The 23,013-nt window shown below is 68.1% G+C and carries 18 protein-coding genes, 1 pseudogene and 1 CRISPR repeat array; of the genes and pseudogenes, 12 read left to right on the forward strand and 7 right to left on the reverse strand.

Features of this window, described 5'->3' with window-relative positions:
* Window positions 1–76: 76 nt before the first annotated feature.
* Complete coding sequence (locus Ssi02_RS09425; protein ID WP_204023714.1) at window positions 77–682, reverse strand: response regulator transcription factor; 606 nt, start codon at window positions 680–682, stop codon at window positions 77–79.
* A 203-nt stretch (window positions 683–885) separates the two neighbouring features.
* Here Ssi02_RS09425 and Ssi02_RS09430 point away from each other — a divergent pair, with 203 nt between their 5' ends.
* The 9 genes and pseudogenes from Ssi02_RS09430 to Ssi02_RS09470 form a co-directional block, all read left to right on the forward strand.
* Window positions 886–2,184, forward strand: coding sequence for a M50 family metallopeptidase (locus Ssi02_RS09430; protein WP_204023717.1), 1,299 nt, complete (start codon window positions 886–888; stop codon window positions 2,182–2,184).
* Between the two features lie 16 nt (window positions 2,185–2,200).
* A complete protein-coding gene (locus Ssi02_RS09435; protein WP_239128747.1) occupies window positions 2,201–2,710 on the forward strand; it encodes a MarR family winged helix-turn-helix transcriptional regulator in 510 nt (169 codons plus the stop codon).
* Between the two features lie 955 nt (window positions 2,711–3,665).
* Entirely contained in the window at window positions 3,666–4,349 is a 684-nt protein-coding gene (locus tag Ssi02_RS09440; RefSeq protein ID WP_204023720.1) for a DUF937 domain-containing protein, read from the forward strand.
* Between the two features lie 201 nt (window positions 4,350–4,550).
* Window positions 4,551–5,153: a Maf family protein gene (locus Ssi02_RS09445; protein ID WP_204023722.1), complete on the forward strand. Its 603-nt coding sequence runs from the start codon at window positions 4,551–4,553 to the stop codon at window positions 5,151–5,153.
* 938 nt (window positions 5,154–6,091) lie between these two features.
* Window positions 6,092–6,907 (forward strand): EI24 domain-containing protein, encoded by an 816-nt coding sequence (locus Ssi02_RS09450; protein ID WP_204023724.1) that lies wholly within the window; start codon window positions 6,092–6,094, stop codon window positions 6,905–6,907.
* 41 nt (window positions 6,908–6,948) lie between these two features.
* Window positions 6,949–8,061 carry a DUF4192 domain-containing protein gene (locus Ssi02_RS09455; protein ID WP_204023726.1) on the forward strand — a complete coding sequence of 371 codons (1,113 nt, stop codon included), beginning with the start codon at window positions 6,949–6,951 and terminating at the stop codon, window positions 8,059–8,061.
* Window positions 8,062–8,681: 620 nt separating this feature from the next.
* Entirely contained in the window at window positions 8,682–9,260 is a 579-nt protein-coding gene (locus Ssi02_RS09460; RefSeq protein ID WP_204023727.1) for a DUF6309 family protein, read from the forward strand.
* 90 nt (window positions 9,261–9,350) lie between these two features.
* Window positions 9,351–10,595 (forward strand): IS256 family transposase, encoded by a 1,245-nt coding sequence (locus Ssi02_RS09465; RefSeq protein WP_373870107.1) that lies wholly within the window; start codon window positions 9,351–9,353, stop codon window positions 10,593–10,595.
* Window positions 10,596–10,833: 238 nt separating this feature from the next.
* Window positions 10,834–10,992 (forward strand): annotated as a pseudogene (locus Ssi02_RS09470) (NYN domain-containing protein); the annotation flags it as partial.
* A 164-nt stretch (window positions 10,993–11,156) separates the two neighbouring features.
* A CRISPR array of direct repeats spans window positions 11,157–11,454; the repeat unit is 31 nt; unit sequence GTCCTCATCCGTCCCTACGAGGGGTCGCAAC.
* 247 nt (window positions 11,455–11,701) lie between these two features.
* Here the strand turns inward: Ssi02_RS09470 and Ssi02_RS09475 are convergent.
* Together Ssi02_RS09475 and Ssi02_RS09480 are read right to left on the reverse strand one after the other, a co-directional pair.
* Window positions 11,702–12,688, reverse strand: coding sequence for an alpha/beta fold hydrolase (locus Ssi02_RS09475; protein ID WP_204023728.1), 987 nt, complete (start codon window positions 12,686–12,688; stop codon window positions 11,702–11,704).
* 1,042 nt (window positions 12,689–13,730) lie between these two features.
* The gene (locus Ssi02_RS09480) at window positions 13,731–14,078 is read right to left on the reverse strand and encodes a hypothetical protein (protein ID WP_204023729.1); all 348 of its coding nucleotides are present in this window, start codon (window positions 14,076–14,078) and stop codon (window positions 13,731–13,733) included.
* Window positions 14,079–14,310: 232 nt separating this feature from the next.
* Between Ssi02_RS09480 and Ssi02_RS09485 the strand changes: the two genes are divergently transcribed.
* Window positions 14,311–14,874, forward strand: coding sequence for a DUF1707 and DUF4870 domain-containing protein (locus Ssi02_RS09485; protein ID WP_204023731.1), 564 nt, complete (start codon window positions 14,311–14,313; stop codon window positions 14,872–14,874).
* Between the two features lie 307 nt (window positions 14,875–15,181).
* Here the strand turns inward: Ssi02_RS09485 and Ssi02_RS09490 are convergent, their stop codons facing one another.
* From Ssi02_RS09490 to Ssi02_RS09500, 3 genes are all read right to left on the reverse strand, one after another.
* Window positions 15,182–16,708 (reverse strand): ATP-dependent DNA ligase, encoded by a 1,527-nt coding sequence (locus Ssi02_RS09490; protein ID WP_204023732.1) that lies wholly within the window; start codon window positions 16,706–16,708, stop codon window positions 15,182–15,184.
* Between the two features lie 366 nt (window positions 16,709–17,074).
* The gene (locus tag Ssi02_RS09495) at window positions 17,075–17,449 is read right to left on the reverse strand and encodes an FKBP-type peptidyl-prolyl cis-trans isomerase (RefSeq protein ID WP_275410640.1); all 375 of its coding nucleotides are present in this window, start codon (window positions 17,447–17,449) and stop codon (window positions 17,075–17,077) included.
* A gap of 78 nt (window positions 17,450–17,527) precedes the next feature.
* Window positions 17,528–18,967, reverse strand: a complete 1,440-nt coding sequence (locus Ssi02_RS09500; protein ID WP_204023733.1) for a GuaB1 family IMP dehydrogenase-related protein — start codon at window positions 18,965–18,967, stop codon at window positions 17,528–17,530.
* 262 nt (window positions 18,968–19,229) lie between these two features.
* Here Ssi02_RS09500 and Ssi02_RS09505 point away from each other — a divergent pair, with 262 nt between their 5' ends.
* Window positions 19,230–19,706 (forward strand): GyrI-like domain-containing protein, encoded by a 477-nt coding sequence (locus Ssi02_RS09505; RefSeq protein WP_239128748.1) that lies wholly within the window; start codon window positions 19,230–19,232, stop codon window positions 19,704–19,706.
* A 126-nt stretch (window positions 19,707–19,832) separates the two neighbouring features.
* Here the strand turns inward: Ssi02_RS09505 and Ssi02_RS09510 are convergent, their stop codons facing one another.
* Window positions 19,833–20,966: a CaiB/BaiF CoA transferase family protein gene (locus Ssi02_RS09510; RefSeq protein WP_204023735.1), complete on the reverse strand. Its 1,134-nt coding sequence runs from the start codon at window positions 20,964–20,966 to the stop codon at window positions 19,833–19,835.
* Window positions 20,967–21,301: 335 nt separating this feature from the next.
* Here Ssi02_RS09510 and Ssi02_RS09515 point away from each other — a divergent pair, with 335 nt between their 5' ends.
* The gene (locus tag Ssi02_RS09515; protein ID WP_204023737.1) at window positions 21,302–22,888 is read left to right on the forward strand and encodes a serine/threonine-protein kinase; all 1,587 of its coding nucleotides are present in this window, start codon (window positions 21,302–21,304) and stop codon (window positions 22,886–22,888) included.
* Window positions 22,889–23,013: the final 125 nt, after the last annotated feature.

Here is a 23,013-nt window from a genome sequence, read left to right on the forward strand (position 1 = left end):
CGGTCAAGGCCCTGAGCCCTGCCCCGGCATGCGTGCGGGCGGATCCCGCCGACGCGGTCAGGGCCCGCCCGCGTCGTCAGATCCAGCCCGCGTCCGAGGCGATGCGGAGCGCGTCGACGCGGTTGCGCGCGCCTGTCTTGCACATGATGCGGGACAGGTGGTTGCGCACCGTGCCGACCGACAGGAACAGCTCCTCGGCGATCTCTCCCGAGCTGGCCCCTTGGGCGGCGATGCGCAGGACGTCGACCTCACGCCGGGTCAGCGGGTTGTCCGCCGACTCAAGGGCCGCGACGGCCAGATCGGTGTCGACGGCCCGGCGACCGGCGGCCACCCTGCGCACGCCCTCGGCGAGCTGCTCAGGGGCGATCTCGAGGCTCATGAACCCGAGTGCGGGTGTGGTGAAGGCGCGGCGGACCTGCCCCGGGTTGGGCTGGGCGGACAGGATGAGCACACGGCAGGTCGGGACCTTGTCGTGAAGGAGCACCGCCGCGCTGAGCCCGTCGACGCCGGGGAGGTCGAGGTCGATCACCGCGGCGTCGGGCTCGTGCGTCAGCGCCGCCGGCACGATGTCCTCCGCGCTGCCGACCACCGCCACCACCGCTATGTCGGGCTCACTCTCCAGGGAGGAGACCAGTCCCCGCTGAACTAGCGGTAGATGCTCGGCAACCAGGATGCGGATCAATCTCTCCCCCTCTTGCGATCTTACGTCGCAGGGTGATCGGGCGACTGCACACTGTTAACGAAGTGTCTCTGTTCAGCAAAGCGGAAGCAAGCCGGATGGCTACTGATGGCCACACACGTGATCTGCCCACGACTTGGAAGGGTTAGCCTGGATGCGGGCATTCGCCTCCCGGACACGTCTCGCTATGGCGGGGGTATGCATACATGAGCTGGCTCTTTGTGGCAGGAATAGCCATCTTCCTCATCGGACTGATGCTTTCCATTGCGCTGCACGAGATCGGCCACCTGGTCCCGGCCAAGCTATTCGGTGTAAAAGTGACGCAGTTCATGGTGGGCTTCGGTCCCACGATGTGGTCACGCCGAAAAGGGGAGACCGAATTCGGCATTAAGTGGATCCCCTTTGGGGGCTACGTCCGCATGATCGGCATGCTTCCGCCCAGGTCAAGCGACGATCCCGCCAAACTGCGCAAGGTTTCCACCGGGCCGTGGCAGAGTATGATCGACACAGCCCGAGAAGTCGCCCTGGAAGACGTAAAACCGGGCGACGAGGACCGTGTCTTCTACCGCAAAGCATGGTGGCAGAAGGTCATCATCATGTCCGGTGGGCCGGCAATGAACTTCGTGCTGGCTTTTGTGCTTTTCGCCATCGTTTTGATGGGTTACGGGGTCCAAGTGACCCAGCCCGTGATCAACGAGGTTTCCCGCTGCGTCATCCCCGCCAGCGCCCAGGCACGCGAATGCACCGCCACCGACCCCCTCACCCCGGCCGCCTCCGCGGGCCTGCGCCCCGGTGACCGCATCGTCACCTTCGAGGGCCGGAAGATCGACTCCTGGGACGGTGTCGCCCGCGCCATCCGCGCCCACGGAGCCGGGCCAGCAGTGGTCGGCATCCAGCGCGACGGCCGCGCCATGGACGTCAACGTCAACCTGATCGCCCAGGAGCGCCGCTCCCTGGACGACCCCGACAAGCTCGAGGTCGTCGGCTTCCTCGGCTTCACCCCCGTGACGTCGCTCGAGCAGCAGAGCGTCGGCGCCGTCGCCACCCACATGTGGGACCTCACCGCCCGCACCGCCCAGTCGATCGTGCGCCTGCCCGAAAAGATGGTCGGCGTCTGGGAGGCCGCCTTCTCCGGTGAGGAGCGCGACAAGAACGGCCCCATCGGCATCATCGGCGCGGGCCGCATCGGCGGCGAGATCGCCTCCGCCCCCGTGCCCCTTGAGGCCAGAGTCGTGTCGTTGGTCACACTGCTGGCCGGGTTCAACCTGGCGGTCGGCCTGTTCAACCTGATCCCGCTCCTGCCGCTGGACGGCGGCCACGTCGCGGGCGCCCTCTGGGAAGGCCTCAAGCGTGCCTTCGCCCGCGTCACGCGCCGCCCCAGCCCCGGCCACGTGGACATCGCCAAGGCGCTCCCGCTGACCTACGCGATGGCCTTCCTCATGATCATCATGGCCGGGCTGCTGATGTACGCCGACCTGGTCAACCCCGTCAGACTGTTCGACTGACCGTACGCTGGGCACCGTGGCGACTACCGCAGGTGCGACGATCGACGTCGCGCTGTTCCGACTGCGCCGGATCTGGGCACGCCCACTCCGCACCCGCAAACTCGGCGACTCCGCGCGCCCCGTGCAGTTGTCCAACGTCATGGTGGTGCGTGCCGTGCGCGAGCTTGGGGCGGAAATCCCCGAGGTCACGGTCGGCGCCGTGGCCGAGCACCTGGACGTCGACCCGTCGACCGCCAGCCGCCTCGTCAACGACGCCGTCTGCGCGGGATTCGTCGAGCGGCGGGAGTCCCCGACCGACGCCCGCCGGGCTTGGCTCGCACCGAGCGACATGGGCCTTCGTGTGCTTTCCGCGGTGACCCGTCACCGGCGCGCCCACCTGGACACTCTGCTGGCGGATTGGCCGGTGTCCGACCGGGAGCAGTTCGCACGGTTGCTGACCCGCTTCGCGGAGGCCCAGGCGGCCCGGCCGGTGGACCTCGGCCGTTTGGACGAGGTGATCGCGGAGGCCATGGCGGAGGGGGAGTAAGGGGTTCGGTCTGACCGGTGCCACCTCCCGGTGCCCTCGCGCCCGGCTGCCATGAGGTCGACGCGGGCGACGGCTCTGCCGTACTCGCGGTGACCGGAAGGTCTCTTCCGCGAGCACTCGACTGGGCCGGCCACTCCCAATGGCCGCCGTCGTCGAGCGTCCGGAACATCTGCGACGGCTCTGCCGTACTCGCGGTGACCGGAAGGTCTCTTCCGCGATCACCTGATTGGGCCGTCGCCACGCGCTGGGGACACCAGACCGGGCCGGCAACTCCCAACGGTCACGGTTGCCGCGCGCCGGGAACGTCTGGCTGGGCCGGCAACTCCCAACGGTCGCCGTCACCGCACGCCGGGAACACCTGGCGACGGCTCCGCCCGCCGTGCGCCCACAAGCCAGGGCGGCGAGGCTGCCCGCGCCCGTGTGGCTTTCTTTCCACCCGGCGAGACCCACACGAGGACCTGAGACGCCGCAGTGGGGCGCAGGACGGGCCTGGCGGTGCGGTGCCGCCCCCCCCGGCGTCACCGTCGCGCTGGACGCGGTACGGCGGAGCCTGCGCACTCCCCATCCCGGCGCTGGACACGGGCCGCCTCAACGCCGGACGTAGTACGGCAGAGCCCGGCCCACGCCGTCCTGATCGCCGCAGCCGCAGGCGGAATGGGACGGGACCGCTTCTCCGGCCGGAATGGCGCCGGTGGGTTTCCCCGGTCGAGCCGACTTGCCCGGCAGACCGGTCCGGTCGATCGTCTCGACCCCTGCCCGCCCAACTGAAGTGGTCCTACGTGGTATGCGCGGCTTGGCCTGTTGAGCTGCTCCTGCATCCCATGTGCCTTTGGGGTGAATTGGTCAATATGAGGCCCTAGCCCGAGAGGTGGTGGGGGATGTCCATATTCGCGGGAAATTGCCCACATCATTCGGAGACGCCTTGCCATAGGCCGGACAAACAGGGGGAAGCGCCGTGAGCCAGCCACCGAACCTCTCTCAACCCATCCCGCACCCCCTCGGCCAGCCGTCCGAAGATCCCTCGGCGGCCGGGGAGGATGGAAGAGGTTCGCTGCAAGACGAGCTCTTCACCCGCCTGGGCGAGTCCGGACTCCACCAGATCGCCCTGCTCCTCGACACCGGCCCCAGCACGGCCCGAGGAGCCCTCGCTGCCTCCCTCGGCGCCCTCGTCGGCGGCATGGCGCGCAACTGCGCAACCCCCGAGGGCTCCAGCGCCCTCCACCGGGCCCTGAACGACCACCTTGGGCGAAACCCGTTCAGCGGGCCCGTGGCCTCCCTTACCGAGGACCCCGAGGCCGCACACATGCTTGGACACATACTCGGCGGCCAGGGCACCGTCCGCGCCGCCCAGGGCATCGCCCGGTTCACGGCGGTGAACTCCGCCCGCATCCTCAAACTGCTCATGGCCCTGGCGCCGATGACGATGTCGATGCTGGCCCACAGGTCTTCCACCCGGAACATGGACGCCGGGACCCTGGCCCGAGACCTCGACCGCGAACTGCGCATCCCCGAGGCGGACGGCCTGGACAACGTCCTGAGCGCCCTGCTCGACGACGCTTTCCCGTCTGAGGAAGCCATTCCGATCCCTCGATGCGCCTGCCCTCAAGGCACGGCGGAAGCCCCCGCCCCCGACCGGTGAGCCGACGGCCGGGCGTCTCACCGGAGAGGTTCCCCGCCGGTGAGACGGCTGGCCGCCGCCGGGTGTGATCTCCAGGCCGGCGGGAGCATCTCCTGCCGCCCCCGTGCGGCAGGCGTAGGGCGGGTTACCACGGTCGGGCGCCGAGGGACGCGGTCACCGACTGGGAGAGTCGCCGGTGACCACTGCCCGTTAGGCTGAGGCGTGCCCGAGATTATCCTTGCTTCAGCCTCTCCCGCCCGCCTGGTCCTGCTACGACAAGCGGGACTCGATCCCAAGGTGGTCGTCAGCGGCGTGGACGAGGACGCCTTCACCGCCCCCACCCCTGCCGACCTCAGCCTGGTCCTCGCCCGCGCCAAGGCCCACGCCGTAGCCGCCGACCTGACCGAATCCCTGGTGATCGGCTGCGACTCGATCCTCGAACTCGACGGCCTGCCGTACGGCAAGCCCGCGACAGCCGAGGAGGCCATCCGGCGCTGGCACGACATGCGCGGCAGAACCGGCAACCTGCTCACGGGGCATTGCCTGATCGACACGTCCACCGGCCGCGAGGCCACCACGGTCTGCTCCACCGAGGTACGGTTCGGCCACCCGAGTGACGCGGAAATCGCCGCGTATGTGGCAACCGGCGAACCCCTCCGCGTGGCCGGCGGATTCACCCTCAACGGCCACGGCGGCTGGTTCGTCGACGGCATTGTGGGCGATCAGGGGAATGTACTGGGGATCTCGCTTCCGGCGTTGCGCCGGTTGTTCAGCGAACTGGGCGTGGAGGTGACCCGGCTCTGGTCCCCGGGGGGCGGCCTCTGAGCGGAACTTGGGGATCCGGGGTGTGGTCTCTGGCCGGCATCCGGTTTCGCCTGCTTGTGATCAAGGGAATGTGCTGGCGATCTCGGTTCCGGCGTTGCGCCGGTTGTTCAGCAAGCTGGGGGTGGAGGTGACCCGGCTCTGGTCCCCGGGGGGCGGCCTCTGACCGGCACTTGGGGATCCGGGGTGTGGTCTCCGACCGGCATCCGGTTCGCCTGCTTGTGATCGACGAGGCAATGTGCTGGGGATCACGCTTTCTCGCGGCACTCCTAGGGTGAAACGGTTCGTCCTGGCGAGTTGCGTGTCGCACCGGTTGTTCGGTGACCTTGGGAGTTTAGGTGACCCCGATCATCGGGGTCTCCAATCGGTAGGCGGCTCCGCCTGAGCTTCGGTCAAGCTGCCGAGGCCCTTGAGAAGGGTGATCGGACGCGCCGGTCAGCACTTTCCGCCAGATGTTGTCACTCGGCACGCTGCTATCCACGGCTGAGCAGGTCGCCGTTGTGAAGCCATGGGAAGTACGGTGGCCGCGCCGAATTTGGCCGCCTTCTTCGGCGGTGAGGCCGGCAACGTGATCAGGAGCACGGTCGGATGCGAGGCCGTAGGCGCGGAAGTGTGGTCGGAGGCGCCGGTCAGCACCTCCTGCCTGCCGTCGTCGCGCGGTACGCATATCCACCGTTGAGCAGGTCGCCGCTGCGAACTTCTGGGGGAGCACGGTGGCCGCGCCGGACTCGGTCGCTCGCTTCGACGGTGAGGCATGCAACGTGATCGGGAGCACAGTGGGATGTCAGGCCGGAAGCGCGGGCGGGAGCACAGTCGGATGCGAGGCCGCAAGCGCAGTCGGACGTGTGATCAGAGGCGTGGCATGGCAGGTGACGTTTCCGGTCGAATTTGCGAGGTGACCGGCACGTGGTTGGGTGGCGAGACAGGCTAGCCTTCCGGGCATGGGTCATGTGCGCTCGTTCTTTGGCGGCATCGGATATTTTCTGCAGGGTTTTGCCTGGATAGCCCGTCATCCCCGGTGGTGGCTGTTCGGCTTGCTCCCCGCTCTTGTCACCTCCGTGCTCTATGTGTTTGCGCTCATCTTTCTGGTCACGCGGTCCGATGACATCGCTCTCTTCCTGACGCCTTTCGCCGAGGGATGGAGTGAGGCGGTCCGCACGGGGGCGCGTGCGCTGCTGGCGGTTGTGATCGTGGTCGGGGGGCTTGGTCTCGCTGCGGTGACGTTCGCGGCGGTGACCCTGCTGATCGGCGAGCCTTTCTACGAGAAGCTCTCGGAGAAGGTGGACGAGTCCTTCGGGGAGGTGCCCGTCACAGACGATGACCCCTGGTGGCGCGAGATCCCCCGCTCGATCGCCGACAGCCTGGTCACGCTCGGCTATGTGCTGATGTTCTCCATACCGCTGTTCTTCTTGGGTTTTGTACCTGTGCTGGGGCAGACCGTGATCCCGGTCATCGCCGCACTTGTGAGTGGTTACTTCCTCACGGTCGAGCTTGCCACCGTCTCGATGGAACGCCGGGGTATGCGGCGTAAGGAGCGGTTCCGCGCGTTGAAGGTCAGCCGGGGATCCGCGCTCGGGTTTGGCATCGTGGCCTTCGTCGCCTTCATCATCCCCCTCGTCGCGGTGGTGGCCATGCCTGCGGCTGTGGCCGGAGCAGCGATTATGGTGAGGAGTCGTATTCTTCCCGCCCACCAGGCGTCTCCGCAGTTTTCCACAAGGCCCGGCGCCGGTCGCCCTCTGTCCACAGATCATCGCTAGGCGTGACGGAGGCGGCGGGGGAGCGGGCATGCTTAGCGCCCATGACGACCTCTGCCACGACCTCCCGGCTGCTCCTCTCCTCGCCCGTCGACATCCTCGTCGCGGTGCCATATCTCGTGGGATTCCACCCCGCACGTAGCCTCGTCGTGATCGGCCTTACCGGCGAGGCACCTCACGGGCAGCTCTGCCTCACCACACGGTGGGATCTGCCGCTCCCCGAAGACGGGCTCGACCCCCTGCTGCCGCTTCTCCGGCGGGAGGGGGTGACGCAGGTGATCGTGGTCGGCTACGGCCCCGGGGCACTCGCTACCCCCGCCGTCGACGCCGTGCGTGACCTCGCGCGCGAAGCCGGCCTCCATGTGCGAGACGCCCTGCGCACGGAGGCACGGCGATTCTGGTCCTACCTGTGCGAGACAGCCGAGTGCTGCCCGGCCGAAGGCACCCCCTTCGACCCGACGGTGAGTTCCGTCGCCGTCCACGCCACCGTCAACGGGCTGGTCGCGCTGCCCGACCGCGCGGCCCTCGAGGAGTCCGTCACCGGACTCCTCGACCCGGTGGCACGCACCGCCATGCATGAGGCGACCGCCACTGTCGCGGCCGACGTGCGCGCCCGGCTCGCGATGCATCCCTCGCCGGACGGCTTCGCCGCCGAGTTCGTGGCCGAGGGCATCGCCCGTGTGCATTCGTCACTGGCAGCAGCGGCTGAGGGAGTGTGCCTCGACGACCTGGAAGCGGCGAGACTCGGCCTGGATCTCGCCGTGGTCAGGATCAGAGACGAGGCGTGGACCCTGATATGCGAGGAGGAGGAGCAGGCACACCTCCTCCTCTGGAAAGACCTCACCCGCCGCCTTGAGCCCCGCTTCGTGCCCCCAGCCGCCTCACTCCTCGCGATGACCTCCTGGCGCCGAGGCGACTGCGCCACCGCCGGCATCGCTCTCGAACGCGCCCTGGAAATCGACCCCACCTATTCGATGGCCAACCTACTGATGCACGCACTCTGTCAGCTGATGTCCCCCAAGATCTTGCAGGACCGCATGCCGAACTCGGAGGAGCTGGACCGGGAGATGGGCAGCCCGAGACTGGCCTGGCTGACCACAATGATCGGTCTGACCGATCCAAGAGAGTGCCTGCCCGTAAGCGTCGGCGAGACCTGACAACCCCTGGGCATTGGCATCCCCCCAAACCCAGCCAGAACATGTCGACCGTCGAGTAAGCACCGCTCAACCGCCGCCAGACGCCGTCACCGCAGAACCACAAACCGGACAACCAGCAGGCGCCACACATCAACCGAACCCACCCAGTGCACACAACCAAACGAACAAACCCGACCTGGCTAAGTGAGGATGATCTCAACGTCTACGCCACGCAGTTCGAGCGGACCGGCTTGACCGGGGCCCTCAACCGCTACCGGAACATGGACCGGGGCTGGGAGGGATCTCGCCGACTGCGGCGCTTCCCCCATTGCTCAGCCGTCAAATCAGGCGGCTAAGCCGATCGCGCAGCACGCTCTGTCATCAGGGGCCGGCTGACCTGGCTCCCCGACTCTCATCGGGCACGATCAAAAAGTAACGGATGGCCCCTATTGGGAGGCTCGCGTGAACAGCCCGGGAGCGAACTCCCCGAACGCCCGCAGGTCAGCCATCACATGATCCATTGCAGCCGAAGCTGCACAGTTGTCAGAGATGATTGGTCTGACCGATCTGCGCCTCACTGCGGAGATGGGGGAGCACTGACTCGTCCACGGCAGTGAGTGATTAGAGAGGGAACCATTGAGATGAAGATTGAAGCGAAGGTCCCGTTCGAGGTCGTGTTGAAGCGCTTCCATGAAACTCACCTTCAGGACCTAGAACATGAGGCCAACACCAACGTGGAGGCCGAGGAGCATGTGCGAAACTCCGACGCCATGCTCGGCACATGGAGCCGGGTGTCGCTCAGCCGGCAGGACATCCTCGGTGTGATCCTGCCTTGGCACACAGGGGAGGAAGGAGGAGAGTTTGAGTTGATCTCGAAGGCAGGTCTGACAGTCGCCGACACCATCGCCCTCCTACACGCCAAGAGTGACAGCTACCCGGTGACCAATCCCGGCTGCTGGACCAAACTTCGCTGGCTGGCAGCAGCCCCCTTCACCCCCTTGTTCTTGAGCACCAAGGCAGTCACCGGGGTGGACTACGAGGAACTCACGGTCACCGAGGGCCTAATCCACCTAGACGGACTGCACCGGATGCTCGCTTGGGAGTTGTGGGGCCGACTACCGGAGGAGGAGACAATCGAGGCCTATCTGTCAGGCATTCCCACACCATCCCTGGCGGCGGGGCCCTCCGAGACGGGTCGCGTCCACCAGAGTGGTGTATGAGTTTCCGCTGGTGAGGGCGTGTCCTCGTGACGTGGAACGACCACCGCGTGATTCTTCGAATCGACCAAGATCTCGAAGGAAGGACACGTGGTGGCCGCGAACAACAGTGTGACCCCCGCCGCCTGGCTCGCGCAGCAGATCCAGACCGGCGACCCCGACATGTTGCGATCAATGGTGAAGACCATGGCCGACGCGTTGATGTCGGCCGAGGCCGACAGCCTCTGCGGCGCCTCCTACGGCGAACGCAGCGACGAGCGCGTCAACTCCCGCAATGGATACCGGCAGCGGGAGTGGGACACCAGAGCGGGAACCGTGGAGCTGTCCGTGCCCAAGCTTCGGACCGGCTCCTACTACCCCGACTGGCTGCTGGAGCGCCGCCGCCGGGCCGAGCAGGCCCTCATCAGCGTGGTCGCGACCTCCTACCTGCTGGGCGTGAGCACCCGCCGGGTCGACAAGCTCGTGGAGCAGCTCGGAGTCAAGGGGATCTCCAAAAGCCAGGTGTCGGTCATGGCCAAGGCCCTGGACGAGCAGGTCGAGGCGTTCCGCACCCGCCCCCTGGACGCCGGCCCCCACACCTTCGTCTGGCTGGACGCCCTCACCCAGAAGGTGCGCGAGGGCGGCCGGACGGTGAACGTGCACTGCCTGGTCGCCACCGCGGTGAACGCCAACGGGCAGCGGGAGGTGCTCGGGCTGGAGGTGGGCTCGGCCGAGGACGGCGCCGGATGGCTCGCCTTCCTGCGGGGGCTGGTCGCCCGCGGGCTGTCCGGTGTCCAGCTGGTGGTCTCCGACGCCCACGCGGGGCTGGTCGATGCGGTCGGGGCGACTCTGCCGGGCGCCTCCTGGCAGCGCTGCCGGACTCACTACCTGCGGAGCCTTCTTTCCTCCTGCGTGCCGAAGTCCGCTCAGCCGTGGGTGGCCACGCTGGTGAGGACGATCTTCGACCAGGACAGCGCCGAGGGCGTGCGGGCCCAGTACCGGTGGGTGATCGAGGCGCTGGAGGCCAGGCACCCGGCGGCCTGCGAGCATCTGGACGCGGCCCGGGAGGAGCTGCTCGCCTTCTCCGCCTTTCCGCGTGAGGCCTGGCGGCAGGTGTGGAGCAACAATCCCCAGGAGCGGCTGAACAAGGAGATACGCCGCCGCACCGACGTGGTGGGCATCTTCCCGGACCGGGCCGCGGTCGTGCGCCTGGTGGGCGCGGTGCTTGCGGAGCAGACCGACGAGTGGACCGAGGGGCGCCGCTACATGGGGCTGGACATCCTGGCCAAGTCCCGCGTCCGGGTGATCGCGGGCGACACACCGGACCAGTATCCGCTTCCGCAGACACTTACCGCCTAATCTACAGAACAGGATCACGCGGAGATCGTTTCGTACACCACTCCGCTGGACGTGACCCCGAGACGCCGGTGCCCGCTTAGGAAGTTCGACAGGGCAGGTGCCGGATGAGAGAAGGCCTTGATGGGCTGGGCGGATTGATCGTTTAGGTGTAGAGGAGTCGGCTGTTGGGTGAGTAGGTGGTTGACCGCACGCTCGAGGTGTTGCGCGCTTGCGGTGCACAGCCTTGTGCTTTGGGCAGCTGGAAGCCGTGCTGGCTCGCAAGCCCCGGATGCCGTCCGACCTGGAGGCCAGGTTGTTGCAGGGGTCGGCGTTGCCGATCGACTTCCTCCTGCACGACGGGGTGCGGCATGCGCGGCGACGAGGCTTCCGGGACGCGTTCGAGCGCGCTCGGCGATAGGCTTCCCGGGATTTTGTACGGCAGAAGCCTGGTGGACATGTCGTGACATGATGGGCCTGGTTTGCAGCGAACCCCCCGGGGCTCGTGCACTACCGGAGGTTTGCTGCAAAACGGGCCACCCAAGCGGCCGGGTTTCGCGGGCTGACGTGGGGCTTTACCTTGGGGTCCTCATCCGTCCCTACGAGGGGTCGCAACCCAGACGTGCGAGATCTCCGGCGATGTCATCGCTTGCGTCCTCATCCGTCCCTACGAGGGGTCGCAACCAGACGCACACGCGGAGCTCGACCGCGGCTGGCAGGTCCTCATCCGTCCCTACGAGGGGTCGCAACTCGACCCACCGCCGGTAGTCGTCCCGGGCCTGCTCCTGTCCTCATCCGTCCCTACGAGGGGTCGCAACCCCATATCGAGCGGGACGAGTAGGTGGTCGGCGAGTCCTCATCCATCCCCATGAGGGGTCGCAACCAGAGATGGGTTGGTTGGCCTTTTAGCCGGTATGTGGGCCCGGCTTGTTCGGCTGACGTGGGTTGCCGCCGTACTCGCTCGGTGGGCTTGCCTGGTGTGTTGGGGTGGCGTGTGACTGTTGGCCTGTGTGTTCAAGCGGTCGGCGGGGGCGATTGTTTGACTGGTGGGTCTGATGGGTCCATGCCGGGGAGGATGTCCACGCCTGCACATGGTTGGCGAGGAAAGAAGTATCCCCGCCATTCCCAAGTCAGGTGGGCAGAGAGGCGAGCCAGCCGGTCAGGAGTTCGTTGACCTCGTCGCGCCGTTCCTGTTGGATCCAGTGGCCGCAGCCGTCGAGTATGTGCGAGGAGACCAGGCCCGGCAGAGTGGCGGGGTATGCCTTGATGGCGTCGGCCATCCAGGTGGTCGATGCGTCCAGCGCGCCTCCGATGAACAGCGACGGCTGCTTGATGGGGGAACCATCGAAGTCGGCGAGGTCCTCCCAGTCCCGGTCCATGTTCCGGTAGCGGTTGAGGGCCCCGGTCAAGCCGGTCCGCTCGAACTCCGCGGCGTAAACGTCGAGGTCGTCCTCACCTAGCCAAGCGGGCAGGCGACCGGCGGGGAACCGGTCACGCAGCCTTCCGCCTTGGGACGCGAAGTATGGGGCCGGGGCGTCGGCAGGCGGCATCGTGTCGGCGGAGAAAGCGGCGTAGAAGCCGGCGAGCCAGCCACGGACGTCCGGTTCGATCTCGGCCTCGGCCCGGCCGGGTGCCTGGAAGTAGCTGACGTAGAACTCCTGGTCTCCGCCCATTTGCGCGAAGATCTCGCTGGGGCGCGGTCCGCCGCGCGGCGCGTAGGGCACGCTCAACAGCCCAACCGCACGGAAGACATCGGGTCGTATTAGGGCGGAGTTGGCGGCGATGGTCGCACCCCAGTCGTGACCTACGATCACCGCGGTCTCCTCGCCCAGGGCGCGCACCACGGCGACGTTGTCCTCGACCAGGTCAAGCATCCGGTATGCGGCGATGTCATCAGGCTTGGACGAGCGGCCGTAACCGCGAACATCGACGGCGACGGCTCGATAACCGGCCGCAGCCAGTGCCGGCAACTGGTGGCGCCAGGAGTACCACGACTCAGGGAATCCGTGCACCAGCAGCACCAGCGGTCCGGAACCCTGCTCGACCAGGTGGATTCGACCAGCAGGAGATGAGACAAGACGATGTGTGACCGCCGCGGCAGAAGCGGACTTCGACATCAATCCTCCAAAGCTCTTTTATCCTCGTGCCCCCGAGCGCTAATCCGGTCAGGGCCGGCGCACCAGCTGTTGGCTCTTGCATCGAGCATCTGCTGTACGGCAATGGCGTCACGAATCGTGTTGCCACTTCAGCAAAACCCACTGTCGAACGGCCCATCGCCAACGACATCACGAAGTACTTCAAGGTCACCCCGGCGATGTTCGCTGCGGTCTAACCCGGCCTCGACACGCTCCCATCCAACGCGACCTATGGCGCGAGAGCGGGCGATGGAGACGGCGCCATACCTTCCTGGCCGTGGGCCGTTGCTCGAACTCGGTAACAAGAGCGGGTGGGGCGAGCGGTCGCCGCCGAGCAGGCCGAGCAGGCCAAGCAGGCCGAGCAGGCCAAGAAGGTGGCGGTGAGTGTCGCCTTGGAGGGCACCCTGAACTGCGGCACCGAGCGGGCAGCACGAAGGAGGCGCCGCCCCCGGCGGCATCACGTCACGGGTGCCGCCAACTCTGATGCGTGTCCACGTAAGTCGGGCGCGTGCTTCTCAGCCCGTGGTGGGGCTCAGCAGGAGCGGATGGGTGGCCCCGGGGCGTCATGTGTCGACCAGGTACTTCGTTGCCCCGTAGGAGACCGGTAGGGGGAATGTTTGGTGAGGGAGTTGGCGCGGCGGCGTCGGATTTCGATCAGGTACTTGGTTGCCCCGTGGTGGGGTTGTCAGGAGTGGGAGTTGGCGCGGCGGCGTCGCATATCGACCAGGTGCTTCGCTTCCCCCGTGACGGGGACCATCAGGACCGCGTGAGTCGGCGCAAGGCCACCGGGTGCTTCGTTTCCCTGGACTGAAAACCGCAGTTCACCGGACGTGATCCGAAGAATGTGGGAAGCCTGTCTGAGACGTTCGCTCGTGCCCGCCGGCGGGGTGTCTATGGAGTGAGACATGGCATACCCGGAGGTCAGCATGCTGGAATTCGGCATCAGTGACAGCAGCCCCGGCCCTCAGACTGTGTCTGGGGGCGGGGGTGGTGGTGTGTGCCCCGAGGTGGTCAGGGGGTGATGTCAGGGCTCCGGGGCTTCGCGTTTGCGGCGTTCGTTATAGGCGCGCATGCGCGGGGGATAGCCGGTGAGTTGGACGTCGTAGACGGGCAGGGCAAGGTCGCGGGCGACCTTGTGGATCACGGAGGGGGCTCCGACGCGTCGCCGGGTCCACTCTCCGTCGTCGGCGACGGCCACAGCCGTCGTGTTGGTGGCGAAGGTCTCGGGTTCCACGTAGAACTCGACGCCACGGCGGGATTTGGCGAAGGCGATGAGTGCCTCGATGTCTTCGTCTGTCGTCGGACGGTCGAACTTGGCAACTCTCGGCCGCCCACGCAGGCGCCGGATTCCATAGCGGTCGCGCCATCTCATGCCCCTTGTATACCTCCTGAGAGACCTCTAAGCGTGGACTCCGGGACAACTCAGGGTTTGTCCCGATGGACCGGGCTAGAGTCTTTAATGATTATGAAGAGGGCGATATAAGGCGAATGAAAGGTCGTGGGGGACTATGGCAGGGTCTGCGGGGCCGCACGAGAACCCTCAGTGGCTCGGGCGCAACACCCCTCCCCACCGGGGACGCCCCGCGCCGCGTCCGGATCCGCGGATGGCGCACCTCCACCTGCGTGTCAGTGACAAGGACCGCGAGCAGGTGGTCGAACATGTGACCGTGGCGTTCACCGAGGGCCGCCTCACCAAGGATGAATTCGACGAGAGATTGCACCGTGCCATGACGGCCCGGGTCCATGGAGACCTGGTGCCGATCATGACGGATATCTACGGCACGCGCCCGCCGGTCCGGCGGGGGCCGCCGAGGTTCAGGCCGGGCCCGCCGCCGAGGGAGGGGGTCAGGGCCAGGGACGGCGGTGACCGTGTCGGTGCCGCCGCCGCTCACCTGCTTCCGTTCCTTGGCATCTTTATTCTCGGTCCGCTGATCATGATGCTGACCGGTGGCAAGACGTCGCCGTACATCCGCAAGCATGCGGTGGAGGCGCTCAACTTCCAGCTCACGGTGTTCCTCGCCAGCATCGTGCTGGCGGTGACCTTCGTCGGCATGGTGTTGGTCCCGTTTGTGTGGGTTGGGGGGTTCATCGCCTCGCTGATCGGCGGCATCATCGCCATGACCGACGGCGACTTCCGCTACCCCCTCAACATCCGCATGGTCAAGTAGGCCAATCAGCCGTACGACCAGGACATTTACCCCCTGGTGCAGACCCGCCCACATTTGTGGGCGGGTCGTTGCGTTGAGGACCCAAGGCTTGAGGGCTGGGGTCGTGCTGCTCAGTTCACCGGGGCTTGTGGCCGACCGGCGCATCTATCGGAGGGGCGAGAGGGCGGTGCGCCGGCTGCCAGTGCATCGGGACCCGGACAGTGGATACGGCGTGTCGGCTGCCAGTGCATCGGGACCTGGACAGTGGATACGGCGCGTCGGCTGCCAGTGCGTCAAGGCCCGGGCAGCGGATCCGGTGTGGCGAACGCTAGAGCATCAGAGCCCTGACCGTGGGTACGGTGTCCGCCTCTTCAGCGCGTTTGTCCGGCCGGTAACGCAGAACACGGGCGAAGCGCAGGGCCATGCCCGCAGGGTAGCGGGGTGAGCGCTGGACACCGTCGAAGGCGATCTCCACCACCAGTTCGGGGCGTACGGTGACCACCCACGAGTCGGTCGGCCCGGTGGCCAGTTCCAGGAGCCGGGTGGTCTGCCAGGCGAGAAGTTCGTCGGTGAGCCCCTTGAAGGTCTTGCCCAGCATGACGAACTCCCCGGTCTCGGGGTCACGGGCGCCGAGGTGCAGGTTGGAGAGTTTGCCCTGGCGGCGGCCATGTCCCCATTCGACGGCCAATACGACGAGGTCGAGTGTGTGGCGAGGCTTGACCTTGACCCAGCCGGCCCCGCGCCGCCCCGCCGCGTAGGGGGCGGCCAGGGATTTGGCGACCACGCCTTCGTGCCCGTGCCGTACGGCATCGCCGAAGAAAGCCTCGGCTTCGGCGGTGTCGCCGGTGACGAGGCGGGGGGTGAGGAGCGACGGGGGCACCACGTCGCCGAGAGCGGCGAAGCGTTCCGCGCCGGGGAGGTCGAGGAGGTCGCGGCCGTGGATATGCAGGGCGTCGAAGAAGAACACGGTCAGGGGACGGGTTTTCCGCGCGGTGGCGACGTCGGTGCGGCTCGCCACGCGTGAGGCGGTGATCTGGAAAGGTTCGGGTCTGCCGTCGGGGCGGAGGGCGAGGACTTCGCCGTCGAGGACGATGTCGCCGGCGGGGAGGGCGAGTGCGGCTTCGACGACTTCCGGCACCTGGGCGGTGATGTCGTCGAGGGTTCTGGTGAAGACGGCGGCGGTGTCGCCGGAGCGGTGAACCTGGACGCGGATGCCGTCGAGTTTCCATTCCAGCGCGGCTGGAACGCCGATCTTGGTGAGGGCCGCCGCGACGTTGGGGGCGCTCTGGGCCAGCATGGGGGAGACGGGCCGGCCGACCTCAAGGGTGAAGGCGCGCAGGGCGTCCACGCCGCCTGCGAGGGCCGCGGCGCCGACGGCGGGGAGCCAGCCTCGCAGGGTTAGGGCGCGCCGCACCTCTGCCGTGGTCACTCCGGCGGCCTTGGCGACCGCCTCGATCATGACGCCTTCGAGGGCTCCTTGGCGGAGTTCGCCCTGCAGGAGACGCAGCAGGAAGACCTGCTCCTGGCGGGTGGCGCCGCGCAGCAGCCCGTTCACCAGGGTCTTTCGCGCGGTCTGGGAGCCGGCGCCCGACTGGGCCTTGATCGTGGAGAGGGCCTCGTCGACCTGCGTGAGGGTCGCGGTGGCGATCTGCCGGGGCTCCGGCACATCCTGCAAAGTGCGCCAGCCGACGCCGATCTGGCGCTGGGGTAGCTCCCCCGAGAGGTAGGCGATGGCGATCTCCGCCTCCGCGGGGGTGACCCGGCTCAGGATTTCGGCGAGATGGCCGACCTTGCCGAGGCGCGCGGGGGTGCGGGAGACGAGTTCCGACACTCGGGCCACATCGATCAGCAACACACAGCCATCGTGCCTCACGGTCCGCATGCCGCAAGTCAGCGGGTGGGGAGGACGCCGAGGTCCGCGCAAGTTTCCGGGGAATGGGGGCGGAGAGGTCCGCGCAGGTTTCCGGGGAATGGGGGGCGGTGAGGCCCGCGCAGGTTTCCAGGGAGGGAAGGCACCGTTCGCGCCGAGTTCCCGGCGGAGGTGCGGTTTCCGGAGAAGGGCGGCGGGGTTCGCGCGGGTTTCCGGGAAAGGCGGCGGCCTTCCGGAAGAGGTTCCCGGCCAGTACGGCGAAGCCTGCGCAAGCGCCATGCCAACGACGCCAGGCCTCCCAGGTCTCCGTGTGCGGGTGGCGGCAGGGATGCCGCCACCCGCGGTAGGGCCTCAGTTCACGCCGATGAGGTCCACCACGAAGATCAGGGTCTCGCCCGGCTTGATGGCCGCTCCCGCGCCGCGGTTGCCGTAGCCGAGGTGCGGAGGGATGGTGAGGCGGCGACGCCCGCCGACCTTCATGCCCGCCACGCCCTGGTCCCAGCCGGCGATGACGCGCCCGGCGCCGAGGGGGAACTGGAAGGTCTCCCCGCGGTTCCAGGACGCGTCGAACTCCTCGCCCGTCGAGAAAGAGACCCCGACATAGTGCACGGTGACGTTGTGACCCGGCTTGGCCTCAGGTCCGTCACCCACGACGATGTCGGTGATCTGCAGCTCGCTGGGCGGGGCGCCCTCGGGGAAATCGATCTCGGGCTTATCCAAAGCCACGTGGTTCTCCTTGGTCGTCTGGTGTGACCGGACGACTCTACGCCCCTTCAGCGCTGGAGTGCTGTCCGGCGGCGCGGATCACCAGCTCTGGTGGAGCGGCATGCCCTCGCTATACCCGGATGAGCTTTGAACCCCCACGATGGCGCGTTCGTGGAACTCCTCCAGGTTGCCGGCCCCCGCATAAGTGCACGCCGACCGCAGTCCGGCCACGATGGCGTCGATCTGGTCTTCGACGCTGGGCCTTACCGGGTCGAGGTACATCCGGGAGGTCGAGATCCCCTCCTCGAACAGGGCTTTGCGGGCGCGTTCGAACGGGCTGTCGTCGGCGGTGCGCAGGCGTACGGCACGAGCCGACGCCATGCCGAAGTTCTCCTTGTACTGCCTGCCGTTGGCGTCGGTGCGGGCGTCGCCGGGGGACTCGTATGTGCCGGCGAACCACGAGCCGATCATCACGTTGGCGGCTCCGGCGGCGAGGGCGAGGGCGACGTCGCGCGGGTGGCGCACGCCGCCGTCGGCCCACACGTGCCCGCCCAGGCGGCGGGCCTCGGCGGAACACTCGAGCACCGCGGAGAACTGCGGCCGGCCGACGCCCGTCATCATGCGCGTCGTGCACATGGCGCCGGGGCCCACGCCGACTTTGACGATGTCGGCTCCGGCCTTGATGAGGTCGTGGGTGCCGTCCGCCGTCACGACGTTGCCCGCGGCGATGGGGATGCCGGGGGTGAGGGCCTTGACGGCCTTCAGGGCGGCGATCATCTTCTCCTGGTGGCCGTGCGCGGTGTCGACCACCAGCACGTCGATGCCGGATTCGATGAGTTCCTTGGCCCTGGCCGCGACGTCGCCGTTGACGCCGACCGCGGCCGCGACGCGCAGGCGTCCGGCGCGGTCCACGGCGGGCTGGTAGAGGGTGGCTCTGAGTGCTCCTGTTCGCGTGAGGATGCCGACGAGCCGCCCGTTGTCGTCGACCACGGGGGCGAGCCGGTGGCGGCCCTCGTGCAGGTGGTCGAAGGCCGCTCGCGGGTCGAGCCCGGCGGGCAGCGTGAGCACTGAGGCCGACATCACCTCGGACAGCTGGGTGAACATATCGACGCCGCTGCAGTCTGCCTCGGTGACGACGCCGATGGGGCGGTTGTCCCAGTCGACGATGATGACGGCGCCGTGGGCCCGTTTGGGGAGGAGATTGAGTGCGTCTCCCACGGTGTCGTGGGAGGTGAGTGTGATCGGGGTGTCGTGTAGAAGATCACGCTTTTTCACCCATTCGACGACGTCGGCCACGACGTCGATGGGAATATCTTGGGGAATCACCGTGATGCCGCCCCGCCGGGCGACGGTTTCGGCCATTCGCCGCCCCGCTACCGCCGTCATGTTGGCGACCACGATCGGGAGTGTGGTGCCGGAGCCATCGTGGGTGGACAGGTCGACGGAGAGGCGGGAGCCGATCGCCGACCGTGACGGCACCATGAACACGTCGCTGTAGGTCAGATCATGCGCAGGCGCGAGCCCATTGAGAAATCTCACGTTTCTCCACCTTATGCGCTGGATGGTCAAGAGGAGGAGTTCCCAATCTTGGGCCATGGCAAGACGGCCGCAGCCGTATGATCCGGTTCGTCCCGCGTATGTGCGCGGAGAGCGAGCCCCCTTCATCCCGATGGCCGACCGCGGTCCGGCCATGCCCCGCAGGTGCTTAACCTGAACACGAACGGCCTGATCAGGGCCCGGTTCGCCGACCGGATGAACGGGTTGCTCCTCGGTCAGGTGGCGAGGGAGACGAGAAACGCTGATGAGCGAAGTGAATATCGTCGAGCGCAGAGAGACGCTCGTGGTGGGCTATGCCGTACGCACGTCCAATGCCGAGGAGATGGACCCATCGCGGGCGAAACTCCCTGGATTGTGGCGGCGGGCGCTCGAACCCGGCGCATTCGCGCATGTGCCCGGCCGGATAGCCGACAACCTCTATGCCGTCCTGTCCGACTACCACAGCGATCACCACGGGCCCTACACCCAGATCGTCGGAGTCGCGGTGCGCAGTGCCGCCGCGCTCCCCGAGGGCATGGTCGCGGCGCGGGTGCCGGCCGCGCGGTCGATCCTGGTGGAGGCGCGGGGGCCGATGCCGCAGGCGCTCGTCGAGGCGTGGCAGCGGGTCTGGAAGCACACCGAGTCGGGCGGCACCCCGCCACGCGCCTTCACCACCGATCTGGAGATCCACCACGGCCACGGCGCCGATCTCTACATCGCCGTCCTCCCGGCCTGGGGATAGCCGCCGGGCGAACGAGCTGCGGGCGAGAAGTGAGCGCGCCCGGCTGATCCGGCCCGCGCCGTACGGCGGAGCCGCCGGATATCGGCCTCCGCCGAGAAATAGGCCGGGTCGGCATAAGCCTCGATCTCAGCCCAGCACCCCCGAGGCCCGCAGCCGGTCGGCCTCGTCGGCCGGCAACCCCCACGAGGCCAGGTCGGTCAGCCGGGTGGCGGGGGAGAGGTCCTGGTCCGGCACGCCGAGCAGGCGCGGCGCGGGCACGGGCTGGACGATCCCGTCGACGTCGACGAAGGAGCCCCTGGCCCGGTTGTGGGGGTGCGCGGGCGCCTCGTCCATCTCCAGCACGGGGAAGACGCAGGCGTCGGAGCCGGCGAACACCTCCTCCCACTCGGCCCGGGTGCGTGTCGCGAACGCGGCGGTGAGCCGTGCGCGCAACGCGGGCCAGGCGGCCTTGTCGTCGCGGTCGGGCAGGCCGGTGAGGCCCATGCGCCCGACGAGTTCGGCATAGAACTTCGGTTCGAGCGCGGCGACGGCGACGTGGCGGCCGTCCTTGGTGGTGTAGGTGTCGTACATCGGGGCCCCGGTGTCGAGCAGGTTGGTGCCGCGGGCGCCCCAGCCGGCGCTCGCGGGGCCCTGGTAGAACATCGCGAACAGCAGCGCCGAGCCCTCGGTCATGGCGGCGTCCACGACCCGGCCGCGACCGGTGCGGGTGCGCTCGAAGAGGGCGAGCACGATGCCGTGGGCGAGCATGAGCCCGCCGCCGGCGAAGTCGCCGAGGATGTTGAGGGGCGCGGTCGGTTTCTCACCTTCGCGGCCGAGCATGGACAACACGCCGGAAATCGCAATGTAGTTGAGGTCGTGTCCGGCTGTGGGGGCGAGCGGGCCGTCCTGTCCCCATCCGGTCATCCTGCCGTAGACGAGCCCGGGATTGATCTCGTGGAGGTCGCCGGGGCCGATGCCGAGCCGCTCGGCGACGCCGGGCCGGTAGACCTCGATGACCGCGTCCGCGTGCGCGGCGAGCCGCTTGAACGCGGTCACGCCCTCGGGCGATTTCAGGTCGAGACCGATGGTGTGTTTCCCGCGGTCCATCACGTCGCGGCGCGGGGTGTCCCCGGCGGCGGCGACCCGGTCGATCCGCAGGACCTCCGCGCCGTGGTCGGCCAGCATCATCCCGGCGAAGGGGCCGGGAGCCAGTCCGGCCAGTTCCAGCACCCGCACGCCGGACAGCGGTCCGGTGCGGGCGGAGGTGCTCGGTCGGCTCATGGGCGCTCCTTCGCGGGGTGTCGGATCTTCGCTCAGTAGAACCATCGCCGCCCGCGGGCCGCAAGGCACTGTGCCGCGCGGACGGCGATGAAGCACTTTCCCGGCGCCGGGGCGACGTGGCGACGCGTGAGGTGGGGGCGCGGGAATCGGTGGAGACCGGCGGGGGAGGTTTGCCGTGCGAGGGCCCGGTTTCGAGGAAAGCAGGCGCGGCTGAAACACGATTCCTCCGGGGAGCACGGGCGAGCGGCGCACGCGGCGGTCGCCAATATGGGAAACTTGCGCACGATTAAGTAGGGATCAGTAGGGAGCGTCCTGCGGCAACCGAGGGGCTGAACATGGCGTCACCGGACGGGCAGCAGCTGATCGCCCGGCGCTACCGGCTAATACGCAAACTCGGCCAGGGCGGCATGGGTGCGGTCTGGGAGGGGCACGACGCGCTCCTCGACCGGCCGGTCGCCGTCAAGGAAGTGCTGCTGCCCTCGGGCCTGTCCGGCGTCGAGCGCGAGCGCCAGCTCCAGCGCACCAGCCGCGAGGCGCGCACCGCCGCCAAGATCAGCCACCCGGGCATCGTCGCGATCTACGACGTGGCCGAGCAGGACGGCCGCCCCTGGATCGTCATGGAGCTCGTCAAGGCCCCCTCCCTGGACCGCGTCGTCGCCGAGAGCGGCTCGGTGCCCACGCGGCAGGTCGCCGACATCGGCCGCCAGATCCTCAGCGCCCTGATGGCGGCACACGCGGCCGGCATTCTGCACCGCGACGTCAAACCGGCCAACATCCTGGTGACGCCCGAAGGCCGTGCCGTACTCACCGATTTCGGCATCGCGACCGCCACGGGCGACAGCTCCCTGACCCAGACCGGCATGGTGACCGGCTCGCCCGCCTTCCTCGCCCCCGAGCGGGCGCGTGGCAAGGACGTCGGACCCGCCTCCGACCTGTGGTCGCTCGGCGCGACGCTCTACGCCGCCGTGATCGGCCGGTCGCCTTTCGAGCGCGGCGAGACCATGGCCACGTTGAGCGCGCTGCTGACCGAGGAGCCCGACTTCACCAGGGTTCCCCCGGCTCTGCACCCCGCGCTCAAGTGCCTGCTCGAACGCGATCCCGCGCTCCGCATCGGCGCCGCGGAGGCCGATCGGCTGCTGGCCGAGGTCGCCGTCCCCGAGAAGGGCCGGCGGCGGCGCGGCAAGGACACCCCCGCCCCCGCCCCCGCCCGGAGTGCGCCGGGCCGCGGCAGGAGGGGTACGGCACGGCGCGGTGGAGGCCGGACGGCACTAGTGGCCGCCGCCCTGGTGGTCGTGCTCGGCGGCGGCACCGCGGCCTACCTGACGCTCTCCTCAGGCGACGGCGCGGGGCCGGCGGACGCCACCGCCACCGGCGCCCCGACGGTGGCGGGCGAGCCCCAGGCCACCCCGGTGGCGGCGGAGAAGGCGCCCTCGGCCACACCTTCCGCCAGGCCGACAAGGACGCTTTCGCCGTACAGGCCGTATCGTTCGCGGGCGGGGTGGAAGGTCGACGCGCCGCGGCTGTGGCGCGGCAGCGTGCACGAGAGTTACACGCAATGGGTGCGAAGGGACGGCAAAGCTCACCTCGCGATCGAGGAGATCACGTCCTACACCGGGGCGATGGAGATCCTCACCGACATGGAGACCACGCTGAAGCCCCAGGTCAAGGGTTATGAGAGGGGATATATGCGCACGATCCCCTCGGAACATGGCAAGGCCGTCGAGTGGGGCTTCGTGTTCACCGCCACAGGGAACGAGGGGCAGTCCTGGTTGCGGCCGGGGACGACATATCGCGAGGTCAGGCGTGTGATCGTGGGTGAGGAGGGCTCGATCGTGCTGAAGTGGACGACCGAGCAGGAGGTCTGGGCCCCGCATCAGACGGCGATGAGATGGGTTTTCCGGAGCTTCACACCCGCGGAGTAGCCTCCGAGGTTTTGTCGGGCCAGCCCGGTACGCTGGCCTGATTCTTGGTTTTCGCACAAGGGGGTGCGGCCGTGATCGGGCAGATTCCCGGGTTGTAGAGTCGTATTCGCCTTCGCCGACCGCGA

This window comes from Sinosporangium siamense (assembly GCF_016863435.1).
Lineage (GTDB): Bacteria > Actinomycetota > Actinomycetes > Streptosporangiales > Streptosporangiaceae > Sinosporangium > Sinosporangium siamense.